This window comes from Wolbachia endosymbiont (group A) of Cydia amplana, assembly GCF_964028495.1.
Lineage (GTDB): Bacteria > Pseudomonadota > Alphaproteobacteria > Rickettsiales > Anaplasmataceae > Wolbachia > Wolbachia pipientis.
This window is the reverse complement of the sequence record NZ_OZ034792.1, coordinates 280501-298295: the sequence shown is the minus strand read 5'-3', so window position 1 is coordinate 298295 and position 17795 is coordinate 280501. Positions and strand designations below refer to the sequence as shown.

Annotated in this window: 18 protein-coding genes and 2 tRNA genes; 1 reads left to right on the top strand and 19 read right to left on the bottom strand. The window is 35.7% G+C overall.

Features of this window, described 5'->3' with window-relative positions; translation table 11 throughout:
- Nucleotides 1–38 precede the first annotated feature (38 nt).
- The 11 genes from rplL to rpsL all read right to left on the bottom strand — a co-directional run bounded on the left by rplL (nucleotide 39) and on the right by rpsL (nucleotide 7371).
- Nucleotides 39–440 carry a 50S ribosomal protein L7/L12 gene (gene rplL / locus ABWU40_RS01495; protein WP_015588768.1) on the bottom strand — a complete coding sequence of 134 codons (402 nt, stop codon included), beginning with the start codon at nucleotides 438–440 and terminating at the stop codon, nucleotides 39–41.
- 26 nt (nucleotides 441–466) lie between these two features.
- Nucleotides 467–985, bottom strand: coding sequence for a 50S ribosomal protein L10 (rplJ, locus tag ABWU40_RS01490; RefSeq protein WP_015588767.1), 519 nt, complete (start codon nucleotides 983–985; stop codon nucleotides 467–469).
- A 12-nt stretch (nucleotides 986–997) separates the two neighbouring features.
- The gene (gene rplA / locus ABWU40_RS01485; RefSeq protein WP_141456824.1) at nucleotides 998–1651 is read right to left on the bottom strand and encodes a 50S ribosomal protein L1; all 654 of its coding nucleotides are present in this window, start codon (nucleotides 1649–1651) and stop codon (nucleotides 998–1000) included.
- A gap of 4 nt (nucleotides 1652–1655) precedes the next feature.
- Nucleotides 1656–2096, bottom strand: a complete 441-nt coding sequence (locus ABWU40_RS01480) for a 50S ribosomal protein L11 (protein ID WP_015588765.1) — start codon at nucleotides 2094–2096, stop codon at nucleotides 1656–1658.
- A 2-nt stretch (nucleotides 2097–2098) separates the two neighbouring features.
- Complete coding sequence (gene nusG / locus ABWU40_RS01475) at nucleotides 2099–2935, bottom strand: transcription termination/antitermination protein NusG (RefSeq protein ID WP_015588764.1); 837 nt, start codon at nucleotides 2933–2935, stop codon at nucleotides 2099–2101.
- Nucleotides 2925–3125: a preprotein translocase subunit SecE gene (secE, locus tag ABWU40_RS01470; RefSeq protein WP_022626186.1), complete on the bottom strand. Its 201-nt coding sequence runs from the start codon at nucleotides 3123–3125 to the stop codon at nucleotides 2925–2927. The genes nusG and secE overlap by 11 nt, the downstream gene beginning before the upstream one ends.
- 19 nt (nucleotides 3126–3144) lie before the next feature.
- Nucleotides 3145–3217 (bottom strand) — tRNA-Trp (locus ABWU40_RS01465).
- A gap of 13 nt (nucleotides 3218–3230) precedes the next feature.
- Nucleotides 3231–4403 carry an elongation factor Tu gene (gene tuf / locus ABWU40_RS01460; protein WP_010962309.1) on the bottom strand — a complete coding sequence of 391 codons (1173 nt, stop codon included), beginning with the start codon at nucleotides 4401–4403 and terminating at the stop codon, nucleotides 3231–3233.
- Nucleotides 4404–4414: 11 nt separating this feature from the next.
- On the bottom strand, nucleotides 4415–6490 hold the full coding sequence (gene fusA / locus ABWU40_RS01455; RefSeq protein ID WP_141456828.1) for an elongation factor G: 2076 nt from the start codon (nucleotides 6488–6490) through the stop codon (nucleotides 4415–4417).
- Between the two features lie 21 nt (nucleotides 6491–6511).
- Nucleotides 6512–6991 carry a 30S ribosomal protein S7 gene (gene rpsG, locus ABWU40_RS01450; RefSeq protein ID WP_141456830.1) on the bottom strand — a complete coding sequence of 160 codons (480 nt, stop codon included), beginning with the start codon at nucleotides 6989–6991 and terminating at the stop codon, nucleotides 6512–6514.
- Nucleotides 6992–6996: 5 nt separating this feature from the next.
- The gene (rpsL, locus tag ABWU40_RS01445) at nucleotides 6997–7371 is read right to left on the bottom strand and encodes a 30S ribosomal protein S12 (protein WP_006279787.1); all 375 of its coding nucleotides are present in this window, start codon (nucleotides 7369–7371) and stop codon (nucleotides 6997–6999) included.
- 1114 nt (nucleotides 7372–8485) lie between these two features.
- Here rpsL and prmC point away from each other — a divergent pair.
- Nucleotides 8486–9325, top strand: coding sequence for a peptide chain release factor N(5)-glutamine methyltransferase (prmC, locus tag ABWU40_RS01440; protein WP_010962305.1), 840 nt, complete (start codon nucleotides 8486–8488; stop codon nucleotides 9323–9325).
- Between the two features lie 164 nt (nucleotides 9326–9489).
- Here prmC and ABWU40_RS01435 read toward each other — a convergent pair whose 3' ends face one another.
- The 8 genes from ABWU40_RS01435 to ABWU40_RS01400 form a co-directional block, all read right to left on the bottom strand.
- The gene (locus tag ABWU40_RS01435; RefSeq protein WP_141456832.1) at nucleotides 9490–10338 is read right to left on the bottom strand and encodes a P44/Msp2 family outer membrane protein; all 849 of its coding nucleotides are present in this window, start codon (nucleotides 10336–10338) and stop codon (nucleotides 9490–9492) included.
- 121 nt (nucleotides 10339–10459) lie between these two features.
- Nucleotides 10460–12445, bottom strand: a complete 1986-nt coding sequence (locus ABWU40_RS01430; protein WP_155968239.1) for a type IV secretory system conjugative DNA transfer family protein — start codon at nucleotides 12443–12445, stop codon at nucleotides 10460–10462.
- Between the two features lie 30 nt (nucleotides 12446–12475).
- Complete coding sequence (gene virB11, locus ABWU40_RS01425; RefSeq protein WP_141456834.1) at nucleotides 12476–13468, bottom strand: P-type DNA transfer ATPase VirB11; 993 nt, start codon at nucleotides 13466–13468, stop codon at nucleotides 12476–12478.
- A gap of 1 nt (nucleotide 13469) precedes the next feature.
- On the bottom strand, nucleotides 13470–14966 hold the full coding sequence (locus ABWU40_RS01420) for a TrbI/VirB10 family protein (protein WP_353279241.1): 1497 nt from the start codon (nucleotides 14964–14966) through the stop codon (nucleotides 13470–13472).
- Nucleotides 14967–14982: 16 nt separating this feature from the next.
- Complete coding sequence (gene virB9, locus ABWU40_RS01415; RefSeq protein WP_015588758.1) at nucleotides 14983–15783, bottom strand: P-type conjugative transfer protein VirB9; 801 nt, start codon at nucleotides 15781–15783, stop codon at nucleotides 14983–14985.
- Nucleotides 15770–16450, bottom strand: coding sequence for a virB8 family protein (locus ABWU40_RS01410; protein ID WP_015588757.1), 681 nt, complete (start codon nucleotides 16448–16450; stop codon nucleotides 15770–15772). Before ABWU40_RS01410 ends, virB9 begins: the two co-directional genes overlap by 14 nt.
- A 72-nt stretch (nucleotides 16451–16522) precedes the next feature.
- Nucleotides 16523–17605, bottom strand: coding sequence for a GTP cyclohydrolase II (locus tag ABWU40_RS01405; RefSeq protein ID WP_015588756.1), 1083 nt, complete (start codon nucleotides 17603–17605; stop codon nucleotides 16523–16525).
- A 29-nt stretch (nucleotides 17606–17634) separates the two neighbouring features.
- Nucleotides 17635–17722, bottom strand: a tRNA-Leu gene (locus ABWU40_RS01400).
- Between the last annotated feature and the right edge of the window lie 73 nt (nucleotides 17723–17795).

Below are 17795 nucleotides of genomic sequence, written 5' to 3'. Positions count from 1 at the left end.
AAAAGAGCTATATCAATATAAAATTAATACATTAAATATTATTCAAGCTCCACTTTAGTTGCTCCTGCTTCAATAAGTTTTTGCTTGATTTTTTCTGCTTCGTCTTTAGGAACATTAGCAGTCAAATCTTTAGGTAAAGATTCAACCAACTCTTTTGCTTCTTTTAAACCCAATGTAGAATTAACCTCTCTCACAGCTTTAATAACTCCTATTTTTTTACTCGCATCAATTTCTTTAATCACAACTTTATATTCAACTTTCTCTTGAGCAGCAGGAGCAGCAGCATTATCGCCAACAGGCGCCCCAGCACCAACAGCTCCACCAAGAAAAGAACCAGCAGGCAACCCTATTTTCTCTTCTAGAACTTTTACAAGTTCAGAAGCCTCTAATAGATTTAAAGATAATATTTTATCAACCAAATCACTTGTTACATTACTCATAATTACCACCTTACTTAACAATAAATTTATTTTTTAGAACTATAATAATCCAAAACTCTCATAAGCCTCATAGAAGATGAATTAATAGACAACGCCAATCGAGCAGGAATATCATAAGATATTAAACGCATAATTTTAACACGCAATTCATCCAGAGAAGGCAACTTAGCCAGTTTATTAACATCTTCCACTGTTAACAATTCATTTAAATGAGCCGCGCAAATCACAGACATTTTTTCTTTGTTAGCATTAGCAAAATCAACTATTAACTTTGCAGCTTCTACTATGCCACTAGAGTATATAATAGCAACAGGACCAGAAAATTTGCCTGATAAATAAGAAAATTTGCCAGTCCTTTCCAAAGCCAAGCGAGCCAGAGTATTTTTAACTACTAATACCCCACCTGTTATAGACTTCAGGTTATTCCTCAGGATTAATGAATCATTAGCATTTATAGATTTAAAATTTACTAATATTAAGAAATCATTATTTACAAATACGTTTATTGTGTTCTGTATAAATTCATCCTTATTTTTACGCTTCACGGTATCGCTCCCTTAAATTATATCTTCCACTTTGCTTATCTTATAAGCTTTACCCATAGTTGAATTTAAAAAAACACCCTTAAAGTAAACTCCTTTCACAGAAATAGGTTTATTATCTTTAATTACTTTAAGAAAGGCTTTTAAATTTTCTAGCAAGTCATCAATATCAAATTTAATATTTCCTAATTTACCATGAATAACACCATTTTTATCTGTTCTAAATTTTATCTGACCAGACTTAATGGTTTTAATAGCTTCTGCAATGTTAGAAGTCACAGTACCAAATTTAGGGTTAGGCATCAGCCTTTTAGCACCCAATACTTTTGCAATAGGAGTGATTTTTGCCATAAAATCAGGAGTAGTAATGCACCAATCAACATCTAATTTTCTACCTTTTTTTATTTCTTCAACTAAATCCTCTCCTCCTGCAATATCAGCACCAGCTTTTTCAGCTTCTAATAAATGTTTATCTTGAGCGAAAACAGCTACTTTAATATTCTTCCCGATACCTTTAGGCAAAACTACTGTACCACGCACCTGCTCTTCAGATTTACATGAATCTACGCCTAGATTGACCGCAACATCAACTGATTCATTAAATTTTGCTGAAGCAGACTCAACAATCTTCTCCAAACACTGCTTAGGATTACCATTATATGTATTCATTTACCTAACCTTCCACAACTTCTATACCCATAGATTTTGCAGTGCCTACAACCATTTTCACTGCTGAATCTTCATTATCCACTTTCATATCAACCATCTTGCACTTTGCCACTTTAATTATAGCAGACATAGGTAATTTAGCCACTAATTCTTTACCAGGATTACCAGAACCTTTACTTAATTTAGCTTCCTGCTTAAGTAAATAAGCCACAGGAGGACCGCTGACAGTAAAATCATGAGAGCGATCATCCTTTATGGAAATTCGCACTGTTACTAAATCACCTACTTTATAATTAGCGTTAGCAGCGCTAGTAACTTTATTAAAAGCTTCACAAAACTTAGGAACAGGTATACCACGCGGACCAAGTACTGAAGCAATTTTTGGTCCTGGAACTGCTTTTCCAGCTTCCATAAGTAAGTTAATCTTAGCAACTACAACACTCATAATTAATCCTCTATTTTCTCTACTTGAGCCAGATCAAGCTCTATTATTGTCGGCTTACCTAAAATCGATACTTCCACATTAATAATTTTTTTCTCATCGTTTACCATATTTACCTTACCAGTAAAATTTTGAAAAAGACCATCATTAATTTTCACTTTTTCACCTTTTTCATAACCATAACCTAACTTCTTTGTCTCTTGAGCATTATAAAGTGCATTACACATTGAGTGAATCTCATCATCCAAAATTACCTTTGGAATATTACCATTTTTCAAAAATCCATAAACCTTAAGAGATTTTGGTATATTATTGATAAAATTCAATACTTCATCGCATAAATTCACGTATAAAAAGACATAACCAGGAAAGCATTTCCTTCGTGTAGCAATTTTCTTAGATTTTAACTCTATTTCACTTAGCTCTTCATATGGAATAAAAACTTCCTTAAAGTAATCATTAACACCCAATCTCATAGAATTTTCCAATATATGTTGGCGCACTTTCTCTTCACAATTGGAAGCAACTCTCAAGATATACCATTTATATCTATTAAATTCTTTACACTTTAAACTTATCTCATCATCTGAAATCATCTCAAAATCACCAGATTCGCCACTACAGAATCCAGGCGTTTGATTCAAAATATTTTTGCTTTCATCACACAGATGCATATATACATACACTTCACATAACTCTTTTATATCAGACTTTGAATTACATACCGTTTGATAAGGAATAAACACTTCCTTAAAATAAACAGCATTACTTACCAATTCGCGTATGTTTTGCTCATATCCATAATCAACTTTAATGATATACCATTTATATTCACATTCCATAAATAATTCCAAATAAAGCCTTAATTACGTAAAGAGACATAAAATCCACAAAACAGAAGAAAATCGAAAAGCATAATATAACAATCATTACAACAAATAGAGATGACAACACCTCCTGTTTCTTTACCCAAGCAATTCTTCGTATTTCTTGCTTTATATCACAGAAAAAACCACACAAACTTTTTAACATTTCCACCACAACATTAATGCAGGAGCGATAGGAATTGAACCTACAACCTCTGGTTTTGGAGACCAGCGCTCTACCAATTGAGCTACACTCCTATAACTCAAACTCTCACTCCAAAATTTCAGAAACAACACCAGAACCAACAGTTCTACCGCCTTCTCTTATCGCAAAACGCAATCCCTTATCCATTGCTATCGGTACTTGCAATTCTACTTCTACACTCACATTATCTCCTGGCATTACCATCTCCTTCCCATCTAGCAATTTTATGCTCCCAGTTACATCCGTTGTCCTTAAATAAAACTGTGGCTGGTAATTCGCAAAAAATGGTGTATGCCTTCCTCCTTCCTCTTTCTTTAATATATAAACCTCCGCCTTAAACTTTCTATGCGGTGTTATCGTCCCCGGTTTCGCTAATACTTGCCCTCTCTCCACTTCTTCTCTTTTTGTTCCTCTTAACAATATTCCTACATTGAGTCCTGCACTTCCCTTATCCAGCAACTTCTTAAACATCTCAACACCTGTGCATATCGTCTTTTGCGTCGCTTTCAGACCTATTATCTCTATCTCTTCTCCCGTCTTTATCTCTCCCTTCTCTATTCTTCCTGTTACCACTGTTCCTCGCCCCGATATCGAAAATACATCTTCGATTGGCAATAAAAATGGTAAATCCACAGGCCTTGGTGGAACCGCTACATATTCATCTAACTTTTCCATCAATTTGTCTATTGATTTCTTTCCATATTCGCTGCTGTCATCCTCCAGCGCCTTGAGCGCTGAACCAACCACCACAGGCACTTCATCCCCTGGAAATCCGTATTTACTCAGTAATTCCCTCACTTCCATTTCTACTAAATCTATCATATCAGCATCAGCAACATCAGCTTTATTTATATACACCACGATATATCCAACACCTACCTGCTTCGCCAGCAATATATGCTCTCTCGTTTGTGGCATTGGCCCATCAACCCCCGACACTACCAATATCGCCGCATCCATCTGTGCTGCACCTACTATCATGTTCTTTACATAGTCAGCGTGTCCAGGACAATCAACGTGTGCATAATGCCTTTTTTCCGTCTGATACTCAACATGCGCTGTTGCTATCGTTATCCCCCTCTTCCTTTCTTCTGGCGCTTTATCTATCTGATCGTACGCTACAAAATTTCCATAATGCTTCGTTATCGCCGCTGTTAACGTCGTCTTCCCATGATCCACATGTCCTATTGTTCCCACATTTACATGCGGCTTTCCAAATGCTTCCACTACTGCTGTCATAATTATTACCCTTAATTATACTCTAACTTTAACTCATCAACCACATATTGTGGCACTTGCTCATAACAAGAAAAATGCATACTATACTGCGCCCTTCCCTGAGACATAGAACGCAAAACGTTGATATAACCAAACATATTTGCAAGAGGTACCGAAGCAGTAATTATTTTACTATTATTACCTAAATCGAGCATATCAGCAACATTTCCTCTTCTACTATTTATATCACCCATAACATCACCCATATATTCTTCAGGAGTAATGATTTCAACTTTCATTATAGGCTCCAGCATTTTTGGACCAGCTTTATTTGCCATCTCTTTAAAAGCACCTTTAGCAGCAAGTTCAAAAGCTAAAGGACTAGAATCAACCTCATGAAAAGCACCATCAAGAAGGGTAGCCTTAAAATCAATCAACGGAAATCCCGAAATTACACCACCTTCTTTTATCAACTCCAAGCCATTTTCTACCCCAGGAATATACTCTTTTGGAATAGCACCACCTACAATTTTACTTTCAAATTGAAACCCAGAACCAGGCTCAAGAGGTTCAAATTTTATTTTAACCTTAGCAAACTGACCAGCTCCACCAGATTGTTTTTTATGAATGTAATCAATTTCAACAGATTTAGTGATAGTTTCACGATATGCAACCTGAGGAGCACCGACGTTAGCCTCAACGTTAAATTCGCGCTTCATTCTATCAACAATAATCTCAAGATGGAGCTCACCCATGCCTTTCAATATAGTCTGGCCACTTTCCGCATTTACTGACATTCTCAAAGAAGGATCTTCTGCAACCAACCTATTTAGAGCAATACCTAATTTTTCCTGATCTGAAGTGGTTTTAGGTTCCACAGCAATTTCAATAACAGGCTCAGGAAATTCCATACGCTCCAATAATATAGGAAAATCAACAGAACATAAAGTATCTCCGGTGGTTGTTTTCTTTAGCCCAACTAAAGCAACTATATCTCCAGCCCTAGCCTCAGTTATATCTTCTCGGTTATTTGCATGCATAAGTAACATTCTGCCAATCCCTTCAGTTTCGTTTTTTAACGCATTTGAAACGGTAGATTTAGACTTTAATTTACCAGAATAAATACGGATAAACGTCAAGCTGCCTACAAATTTATCCGTCATCACTTTAAATGCAAGAGCAACAAATTTCTCTTTTTCTGAAGGTTTGACCTCAATTTTCTTTTCTGAATCTTTAGGATCAATTCCAACAATTACATCAACATCAATAGGAGAAGGTAAAAAGTCAACTACACCATCTAAAAGTGGTTGTACGCCTTTATTTTTAAAAGCTGATCCACATAACACAGGAACAAATTTTCCTTTAATGGTCCCATTTCTCACGCATTTTTTCAGTAAATCCACTGGCAGATCATTAGACTCAAAGTAAGTATTCATCGCTTCATCATCCATCTCAGCTGCAGCATCTAATAAAAGATTTCGATATTCTTGAGCCTTATCAAGCAAATCAGAAGGAATATCTTCATAAGAAAATTTAGCGCCCAACGTTTCTTCTTGCCATATAATGGCTTTCATAGAAATAAGGTCAATTATACCTTTGAAATCTTTCTCACTCCCTATTGGTAAATGAATAACTAAAGGTGCTGCACCAAGCTTCGTCTTTATCATATCAACACATCGATAAAAATTTGCCCCTATTCTATCCATCTTATTAACAAAGCAGATACGAGGAACGCTATATTTATCAGCTTGACGCCACACTGTCTCAGATTGAGGTTCAACTCCAGCAACTCCATCAAATACAGCAACTGCACCATCCAAAACCCTTAAAGATCTCTCAACTTCAATAGTGAAATCAACGTGACCAGGAGTGTCTATTATATTGACCCTATGATCATTCCAAAAACATGTTGTTGCAGCAGATGTGATTGTAATACCACGCTCTTTTTCCTGCTCCATCCAATCCATAGAAGCTGCACCATCGTGCACTTCACCAATTCTATTTTGCTTACCAGTATAAAATAAAATACGCTCTGTTGTGGTAGTCTTACCAGCATCTATGTGAGCCATTATCCCTATATTTCTGTATTTAGATATTCCAATTTCCATATCACAATTAATTAGCTAACATTAAAAACGAAGATGAGAAAATGCCTTATTAGCTTCAGCCATTTTATATTTTTCTTCGCACATCTTAAACGCACCACCGCGTTTATTATAAGCATCCAGTATTTCAGATTGCAAACAATCAACAGTGGTTTTTCCACTCTTTTTTCGAGCAACAGAAGTTGCTTTAGCAATCCACCTTAACGCTAAAGAAACCGCTCTATCTTGTCGAACTTCAACAGGCACTTGATAAGTTGCACCACCAATGCGTCGAGAACGCACTTCTATAGAAGGAGTAACATTTCCTACTGCTGTCTCAAAAATTGATAACCCACCTTCGCCTATTTTCTTTTCAGCTAAAGACAAAGCGTCATAGATAATCTTTTCTGCAGTAGATTTTTTACCACATTTCATGATTGTATTAATGAAACGCATCAGCAAAACACTGCCGTAACGCGAATCAGGACTTATTTCTCTTTTTTTTGCTTTATTCCGACGAGCCATAAACTTTAACCAGATTTCTTTACACCATATTTTGAACGAGCTTTCTTTCGATTTTGCACACCACGCAGATCAAGGGCACCTCTTATTATGTGATAACGCACACCTGGCAAATCTTTAACCCGCCCACCACGTATCAAAACAACAGAGTGTTCTTGTAAATTATGACCTTCACCAGGTATATAAGCCGTCACTTCACCATACCCACTAATTTTTACTCTGGCTACTTTACGGAGTGCTGAGTTAGGCTTTCTAGGAGTTGTAGTATACACCTTAGTGCAAACACCTCTCCTTTGAGGGTTGCTTTCTCCCAAAGCTGGTACCTTTTTCTTATGGGTCAATCCTAATCTACCCTTACGTATTAATTGATTTATCGTAGGCATATGTTATAAACTCAAGCTCATTAAAATAACTAAGTTTTTAGTTATAAAATAATAAACCTCAATAGTCAATATAAAAATAAACATTACTACTCTAATAATTAAGCTCAACTGCCTTGAAAGCCATCAGTAGACTTCTTGCACTACCTCCCAAGCCACAACTGTCATTCAGTAGAAACGAAAAAACTTACTTGACACCCTTCGCCAGCCCCATTATCATGGTACTGAAGGTATTCATTTATCTTCAATCTGTGCAGATTAAATGACAACAGTATTACGTAATTGGCGTCTTATTTTTAATTTTTTGCACTATGCACACTTTACGTCTTCACAACATTTCTGGGTTTTTACCTATATAAGCTGAAACGCGCTTATAAAGCGTTTAAGACAGTATAGTACGCCAATTTGCAGGATTAGAGAGTGACAACTAGCTAATACGGGATATCTTTTGCCTTTTTTTCTGCTTAGTAAATTTCTTAAACATTTAAACTAAGGTGAGTTGCATTTAAAAGCAGCTAAATTGCAGTGTTTAAGACTTAAAAAACGCCAATACTGAAAATAGACAATGACTAGGGCTTCTTTTGCCTTTTTTTTTGCTTGGTAAATTTCTTAATATTTATGGCAACATGAACTGAGCAGGAAGGTGTCATTCCAGTGCTTGACACTGGAATCCAGTTTTCCATATAATCTCATCGAAAATGTTGTAACCACTTTCTGTGCTAGTTTGCTTGCTTACAAGCAAACTTTTCTGGATCTCAGTGTCTGGGCACTGGGATGACAGGGGAGGGAGGCTACTTGGATGACACCATTCTTTTTCCTGGATCCAAGTAGTCAGGGCACTGGGATGACAGGAGAAGGTACTAGGATGACACCCTGACCTCGTCGTCCCGCTACGTGTTAGCGGAATCTAGAGATACCGTGACGGTATGACGTAAAGCTCGCATTAGCTATACTTTTATGCTCACCAACTTAGCTGGATCCAAGTAGTCAAGCTACTTGGATCTGCAAATTGCAATGTTCGTACAGCTGCGTGCTTGACACTGGGATTTAGCGCAGCTACCCTAAACTGGAAGCTCATCTTGCTATTTTTGGCTGAAAGAAACATATTTTTAGAATAATGAAAACAATCAGCACTTTAATTCAAGAAGGATCGGAGTTATTATCGTCACATAAAGTTGAATCACCACATTTAGATTGTGAAATCATCATGCAGCACGTACTTGGAGTGGAAAGATCATTTATAATTGTGAACCATGCTGATCAAGTGCCGATGGAGAAAGAACTTTTATTTTGGAAATTAACAAAAAAAAGAGCGGAAAGATATCCAATATCGCAAATAATAGGTAATCGTGAATTCTGGAGTAAAAATTTTATAGTTAACCAGCATGTTTTAGATCCAAGGCCAGATAGTGAAACAATAATCCTAGCAGTGTTAAAATATTACCCAAACAAAAAACAGAAACTAAAAATTGCAGATTTTGGTACAGGCACAGGTTGTTTATTGATATCCGTACTTAGTGAGTATGAATATGCTGTTGGCGTCGGTTTTGAAAAAAGCTTGGAAGCATATAAAGTTGCCTATCAGAACACAAAAAAACATGATCTTCTCAGCAGAGCCAAAATATTTCCAAGTTCGTGGACAGAGTGCAGAGGTTCATTCGATCTTATAATCAGTAATCCTCCATATATTAAAAGAAGCAAATTGAAAGACTTGCAAGCTGAAGTGCAAAAGGAACCAAGAATTGCCCTTGATGGTGGTATTGATGGTTTGAGCTGTTATTTGAGCATTTTTCCAATATTGAGAAAGTGCCTTAAAAAAAATGGGTTTGCGATATTGGAGATAGGTGAAGATCAAAGCAATATTGACAAAATAATCCCCTCATACGAATTAGCTTTTCAGGAATATGTATATGACTTAGCGGGAATGAAGAGATGCATTGTTGTGAAAAGAACATAGCTAATGTTTTTTTGCCTTCATCCCATATTATCCTATATCATCCCAGTACCCTCTACCTAGTCATCCAAGTAGCGTGACTACTTGGATCTATATTTAACTAGATCCTATGGTCAAGCCATAGGACGACAGGAACGGTTTTATGCATTTTTTAAAGGGCAACATGTTTAAGCTTTGCTGGCAAAATGGAAAGTAAGACCAGCCTCTATACCGTGTGTGTGAAATAGTTGATTACCTATATTTATTTCCTCAGTTACTTTGCTACCTGAGCTAGGATTAAGCTTCTTTTTTTTATCATTATTAGGGTCGTCTACCACTTGTCCTAACCTTTTTGCTGTAAGCTTAATATCGCTACCAATAGCACCAAAACCTCTATATCCGATATGCATATTTACATCTTCGTTTATGCGATAGTCAAAGCCAGCTTTTAATTGACCTGCGGGTCTTATTGACGGTTTTTCAAACATCGTCATTCTTGTTGCACCGATCCCAATACCAACGTAAGGAGAAAAAGAGAAACGGTCACTTTTCCAATGATGATAAACATTTGCCATTACAGATATGTTCTCAATTTGGTCATGACTAACTGCAGCACTATAGAGATAAGTTTCTTTATTAGGATCCTCACCAGTCTCCTTTAGGTATGAAACAGTTATTTGGCTACTTGTTAAACCAATATTATCCACTTTTACAGAAGAATACATCCCTTCCAATTCAGCCCTATAGCTGTTGTTACCCAATTCTCCTGTGTAACCAAATGCCACATTTGCAGCAAAAGGTGGATTATAATCTCCTTTATACTCACTTAGTGACTGACCTTCTGTGTTCTGAGCACCCCTGTCATTTATAGACAAATTTTTGATACCTGTAGTGCTTGTTTTTAGTACGCTTGTGTTATTTAAATATTGACCGTAATACCTACTACCAAAGTAAAACCCTTCTGTTTCACTTGCAAAAGATTGTTGTGACAACAATAAAGCAAATGCTGTAACCGCTAATGTTTTTTTACTAATCATTACTACTCCCCTAGTTAAAATAGCTAATCTAATACTAATTAATTAAAAATGGCTTAATATGAAAAAGCTAATTATTTGCATAACTTGCACTTTTCTGAGCTAAAAATAGGCAAAGTTAACCTTACTTCTCGTCATTTTTTAATTTATCCTCCTCTTCTTCGTCATCAAACCCATCATCGCTCCTATCCTCATCTTCCTCGTCATCATCTTCAAACTTATCGTCGATATCTTCATCATCAATATCTTCGTCTGCAAATTCATCTGATTCATCATATACTGCATCTTCGGTTTTAGTTTCAGCAGGATAATCAACTGAATTAGGTCCCTCAAGAACATTATTCCCCTCGTTATTAACCTTATCTTTGCTCGCAGCGGCAGAAAGAACTTTGTTTGGGTCATATGGTTCTTGTGTAGGCACACGAGTTTGTTTGAGCAGCCTTCTTGTGAAGGTGGTATCACTGTAGTACAAAATTTTCTTTGATTTAATTGGGTAAGTCGACTCTATTAAAATTATCTGATCGTCACGTGGCAACATAATAACTTCTTGAGGCAATAGCAATGCTCTCTGTATTTCAGAGATATGTAATGACCTTGAAGCAGGATTTAAATCTAAAAATTTAGGCTTATTCAACGATTCTTGTTGTACAGTTTTGTTTCCTATAAGTTGCGATATTAAATTAGCTGTTTCAATATTATTGGCTGCAAAAGTTATTCTGTAAGTCGAGTTTGACAAAAAGGAGTTCATCCCTGCTTCTTCGTATATTCCTTTGAGCTGCTCAGTATCTTGAACAATTAAGAATAACCTAACTCGATAACCACGAAAATATGCAATACCTGTTTGAAATTGCTCCATTTTTCCAAGTGTAGGAAACTCATCCATTAAAAACAATACGCCATAAGGCTCGTCATCCGATGGCAATTTTCTACATAAAAACTCAGTTGCCTGTTGGTAAAAAACCTGCATTAAAGGCCTGAGCCTAGTCAAGTTGTCAGGAGTTAAACCAACATAAACTGTAATTTTCTTCTTTTTAAAATCTAGAATATTAAAATCACTTGACGCAGTTGCAGTATCAATCAATGGGTTTGCCCACAATTCAAGTGATGAGTTCATGGTTGATACAACACCTGACCTTTCTTTATCAGCTTTTTGTAAAAAAGCTGCAATATTCATATATGCTACAGGGTGTAGTATTTTACCCATTGTATCAAGAGCAACAGCAAGATTATAAACCACGTCATCACTACGCATCGTACGCACAACTTCACCAAAAGATTTAACTTTCTCTGGTGCAGCAAGTAAGTATAATACCACTCCAACAAATAAGCTTCTTGCTTCATTCTGCCAAAAGTCTTGTTCAGGCATGATTAGGTTAGCTATTTTCTGCACATCGTCAACCATCTGCCCAGGTTTTTCACTAATCCATTGTAATGGATTGTAACAGTGACTTATTCCATCTGGCTGCGCTGGATTCCATACGTATACTTTTTGTCCTTGTCGTTCTCGCCAACCACTTGTTATTTCATAGTTTTCTAATTTTATGTCGTGTACAATTACCGAGTCAGTCCAAAATAATAAATTAGGAATTACAAAGCCAACACCCTTACCAGAACCTGTAGGTGCAAATAACAATGCATGCTGAAACCCATCAGAAATGAAGTATCCTCTTTTATCTTTACCAAGCAATAATCCCTTTTTGCTTCTTAATCCTGCTTTTCGTATGTCTTTCTCTGATGCCCACTGCGAATCTCCATGAAGTGATTCCTTCTTTTTAAATGGTCGCCACTCAATTATCCTTTCTCTTAAATTCCATAAGATAATCATTAAAACAATGATAGGCAGTGCAGAAGATATAATTAATGTGATTTTGAGCTCAAGGCTATATAACTCTGGATGATGCCAACAATATTGTATATGATCAAAAATCGTTGGCCAAAGAGCTTGAGGGAAAGGCGTCAAACTAGGATTAATTGCCTTAAAATCCACAGCATCCGGACCATCAGCAAACAGAACAAACAATATACCAGATAGATAGAAGCAAAACTCAAGTACGCTAAAAGCTACTACACCTCCTATGAGAATATTACGTAGGTGATTTCCATTACTCATAAACTACTCTTCCTTAACTTATGTATAAATTTAAGCATTTTCGCTCGCAGATCTAGTAAATAATATCTCAGAAATGCTTCTTTTGCCCCCACCGGTTCTTTTTAGCTGAATAACAATATCAATCACATTTCTAATGTATGGTATAATTTGGTCTGGAGGAATGCCAAGGTTTGCTTGCATAACCATCAGTTTTATTTGCTCAAGGGCCATTGTTGGACTATCCGCATGAAGGGTTGATATTGATCCAGGGTGACCAGTATTTATCGCCCTAAGAAAACTAAAAGCTTCCGCTCCACGGAGCTCACCAACTATTATTCTGTCTGGCCTTAAACGTAAGCACGCTTCTATCAAATCTTGAGTGGTTACTTTTGCTCTACCCTGCCCTCCTTTAGAGGCAATTAGATGGACTTTATTGGGATGATCGTTCAAAACGATTTCCCTTGCATCCTCAACAGTAATAATTCTTTCCTCATCTGGAATAGCACGCAAAGTAGCATTAGTAAAAGTAGTCTTACCAGTGGAAGTTCCACCACTAATTATAATATTTTTCTTACTTATTACAGCGTATTCTAAAAACTCTTTTATTTTTTTTTGCCTTAACAGTAAATCCAAATGACGGTCAACTGGATTATCAGTTGCTTCTGTAACAGTTTCAGAAAAAGCCCCCATTTTTTCGTAATCATCGAGTGCTAATTGCATGCTAGAAGGCTTACGAATCGACATGACTACTTTATCAGGCTCACATGCTGGCGGAAATACTATCTGTATACGATAACCATTTGGTAATGTTGCCGAAAGTAACGGCGCTTCTTCGCTAAGCTTTTGTTCTGTAGCTTGAGCAATCAGTCTGCCAAGAGATTTCAAATGGTTAAGATCGAATATTTCTAATTTTTCACACCTTACTTCACCACGATTTTCAATCCATACTTCCTTTGGCTTATTTATTGATATTTCATTTACGCCTTCTTCTTGAAATATGCCCTGTAATGGCTCCAAATATGTATCAAGTGCAGCATAGTTCATTTCATTGATTTAATATTGCCTGTGGAGGAAATACTATATCTTGGTTAACAAATACTTTCAATGCAGTGCCTTGATCAACATAAATAGTTGGTTTTTTATCTGTATATCTGCCCACTATATCTCGCATGTCTTTAGAAAAATCATTGATTGATTTCCCGATTGCTTCATCATAAACAGATTTGCTTCTTTTCTGAGTTTGCCTCAACAGTTGACGTACATCGTCTAAAGTTATACCGATATTGTCACTAGTAATTGCATCAACTCCACTAGCTCCAGAACTTTTTATCACACTTACTATTTCTTCCTTTATTATTCTCAGTAAATCCTGATCACTTTTAGCATCCCGAATTTTTTCAATAGCCCTAAGACCCAATTTCCATTTTTCGTCTCCTACCTTCCCAACTTCAGTTTTTATAGCATCCTCCAATCTCTCAACAATAGCCCCTTTGAGAGAAGAAATATCTATTTCAGTTGCAGTAATAGACTTCACTGCATCCATGGCAGTTAGCGCATCGATAAGATTAGAAGCCTTTTGCCCTATAACAGCCGAACTAATTGAAACACCAGCAAGTGCCACTGAAGAGAATAACGCACTTACTATTTTATTATCAACTATTCCCGCTATCCCTGCTCTACCAAGCTCGTCAGTACTAAGTGATGAGATGGCAACATCTATTCCATGTGGCAGAATCACTCTATTCCAGTTTATATTTACACGAGATTTAGCAACATTCGAGTCAAATGAATAACTACCTATCAATCTTGAGCCTTTAGGTATTAAAACTGTATCACCAGTTTCTGCATAAACATCTCTACTCACCATAGCACGCAGCATTCCTTGCAGATCAGAATTTATTGCAGTTTCAAGAACAGCATCAATAATTTTACCTTGAGTAATCATTAAACCAAGCTTTCCTACTCTGGTAGCTTTGCTCGACTGTGCTGAAGTGTCGGATAAAATAGCATCAGCAGCCTTGTTCTCTCCACTACTACCTGAAATTGTTAACATTTGTGCACTACGTCTGTCTCTAGGATAACCTCCGCCCCCTATTGTAGGAAACGAGGTAGGTAAATTGCTAATAACATTACTAGAAGGAAAATTTGGCTTTGGCAAAATAGGTATATTTGACACAGGGGTTTCTTTTGGTTTCTCTTCTTCTTTTTTAATTTGTTTTATTTCTGGTACGATTTGTGGTGTAGGAAGAGGAGGTAAGGGTGGTAAGGAATCGGTTATTATTCTTTCTGGAACTATTACATTATCTGGAACTTGTTCCAACTTTCCTTTAAATTCTTGAACGTTTTGCTTTGTTTCCTCTTTTTTAATAACTTCTGAATCCTCTTTATGAGAAGGACTAAAATAGAAATAATACACTACACCAACCAGAAGCACTAAAATCATAACCATCAATGCCCTATGACCTTGATTAGAGCCAACTGTTACTACCTTGTTCTCTATTTCTGACTCATCTTCTGAATTGTTACGCCTTTCTTTATTCATATTGCATGTACCACAGCTAAAGTGACCTATTTATAATTTCAACTTCATCATCTTCATAACGCATAAATAGCTTTTTATGTACCCCTTTTATTATAACATAATCATCAAATAACAGCCTTTTACAAGGTTTATCCTCCCCTTCTACAAAAATCTGAGGTATTTTATTATTATTTCTAAATTTTAAATAGGTTAAATAACCATCATCAAATAACTCAATCGGAACTATATCCGCATTACCACCTTCATCAATATATGTATAATTATACTTCGTATCATTTTCTTGTATTATTTTTTCTAGCTTGTCTGTAGTATACTGCATTTGAGTAGGTAAAGAAACCTCATCTAAATCAACATCAAATTCACCTTCTTCTTGAGGATAATAAAAACGTACTACGTAAGATATATCCTTTTCAGCAGAATAATCGTGATCCACTTTCTTAGCATTAGTGTCCAGGTATTTATCGTAGTTTGGCCTTGAGATTAAATCAAAAATGTAATTTCTTTTTTTAGTTGTCGTAATAATCATGTTAGTGCGGCTACTAACTTCAAATGGCATGATAAGCAATTTATTGTCATAAGGATTAATTTTCCAACTTGATGCATCACCAACAGCGATATTTTTAACTTTTTCTCCTTCCGCAAATTCAATATAAGAATAGTAACCCTGACTAAAAACCACCGTAAATACTTCATTAGGGCTATACACAAAAGTCTTTATTCTACTATCTACAGAAATAGGTTCATTATAATTAATGGATGCGTTTAAATTGCTACTTACAAGTAAAACTAAAACTAATAATATCCTATACATATTCATCATCTACTCTATATGAAATAACTTGAAACCCTAATGGGTTAATATATCTTTGCTGATCATTCATTTCAAGCGATGCATATCTATATGACATAATAACTATCTTATTTTTTCTTGTGGAACTTCCATCTTTCCGTATAAATTCCACAAAAAACCTCACCTGAAGAGCATCGTTACCCAATTTTTGAATCGAGCGAATTTTAAATTCATTTTTGGTATCTGAATATAAATTAAAAAGATCATCCATATTCTGCGATCCTATATAATTTCTAAATTCATTATACACATTAGATGAGGAAAACAACCTCACCTTTGTATAATAGTTATAATTATAATGATATGGATCAAAAACCTCCCTTGCTTTTATATACTCTGAAATAAAATAATCGTTCAGCGCTTCATCTGCAGAATACTGCTTTACTGTGACAGGATCAACCAATTGCACTATTCCAGATTTCTTGTCAATTTCTATAACAAATGGCTCAATAGTGCTACTTGTGCTAATTTTAAATATGACTAATATGCTGATAGAGATCGTTGCTAATAATATTAACGCAAATAAAAGTAGAATATTCCTTTGAGCAATAACTGTGCTGTAGCGGTTTGAATTCCAATTTATATCCTTATCTAACGATTCAGTACTTTTCTCTCGCTTAAAAAATCTTAGCATTTTAATATTCTTAAAAATCTTAACTTGTGTTAATAAACATAGCAAATTAACAAAGTAGTTACAACAAAAAAGCTAAAAAACTCTTAACTTATGGCCTAGCTTACCAAACTTTGTCTCCATATATGAATCGTTATATTTATTACGTTCCACAATAAGTGGTAGACACTTTGTAACCTCTATACCACTACTTTCCAATTCTGACAATTTCCTATCATTGTTTGTAAGTAATTGGATTTTGTTAATGTTCAATTTCTTAAGCATTTTAGCTGCAACAACAAAACTCCTTTCATCATCTTCAAAACCCAATATTCTATTTGCATCAACAGTATCAAGGTTATGTTCTCTTTGCATACTGTATGCTCTTAACTTATTAGTTAAACCAATACCTCTTCCATCCTGCATCAAATACAATATAATACCACTTCCAAAGTCAGCTATCATTTGAATTGCTTGATGTAACTGACTTCTGCAATCGCATGATAAGCTATCTAACAAGTCACCCGTATAGCACGAAGAATGAATTCTCACTAATGGTTCGTCATCTTTATCTGGATTGCCAATGATAATTGCATGATGTTCTCTTCCACCACTTTCGGTTCTATAAGATATGATATTTACTTCTTGAGTCTGTTTTAAAAATAATGATGTTTTGCACACTTCATATACATCCTGATTTTCTTGAAAATTATTTATGAATGACGTGTCCAGTGCAATAACGTCATTTTTCTCGCACCAATTTCGCATTTCATGGTTATTCTCAAAAGTCATATCAGCCACTAACGCGTATGGCAATAATTCTGAGAACTTAAGCAAGGCAATAGCACATTCATCTATTGTCTTTGAGCATTGCAACTCTTTTATGCAATCTTCCTTTGAACAGTTTATTAAATAGAGCAGTTCATCAAAATTATTCACCAACAGACGTTTGCTGTTATGTTCTTTATTCTGAGATATGTATTTTACCTTACTTGAAGTTAAAGTAACATATACATTACTTGATGTAAGCTTGTATTGATTAAATAAATCTCTTTCTAAAGCCTCAGCAGCAGCAAACAATAGGTAATTACTTTCATCATATATTACAATTGGCCGACCGCGCCTGATTTCGCTGATAGCTCTTTCTACCTTATTGCTACTCTGATTTCCTATAAACATTTTTACCCATATTAAACAGCGATAAAAACTGGTGCGGCCGAGAAGACTTGAACTTCCAAGGCCTTATGAGCCACAGCGACCTCAACGCTGCGTGTCTACCAATTCCACCACGGCCGCACTATATTCTAGTTTTTATATAATTATTTTAAATTACTTAATCATTTTAGAATTTTTCATCTAGAGTGTCAAT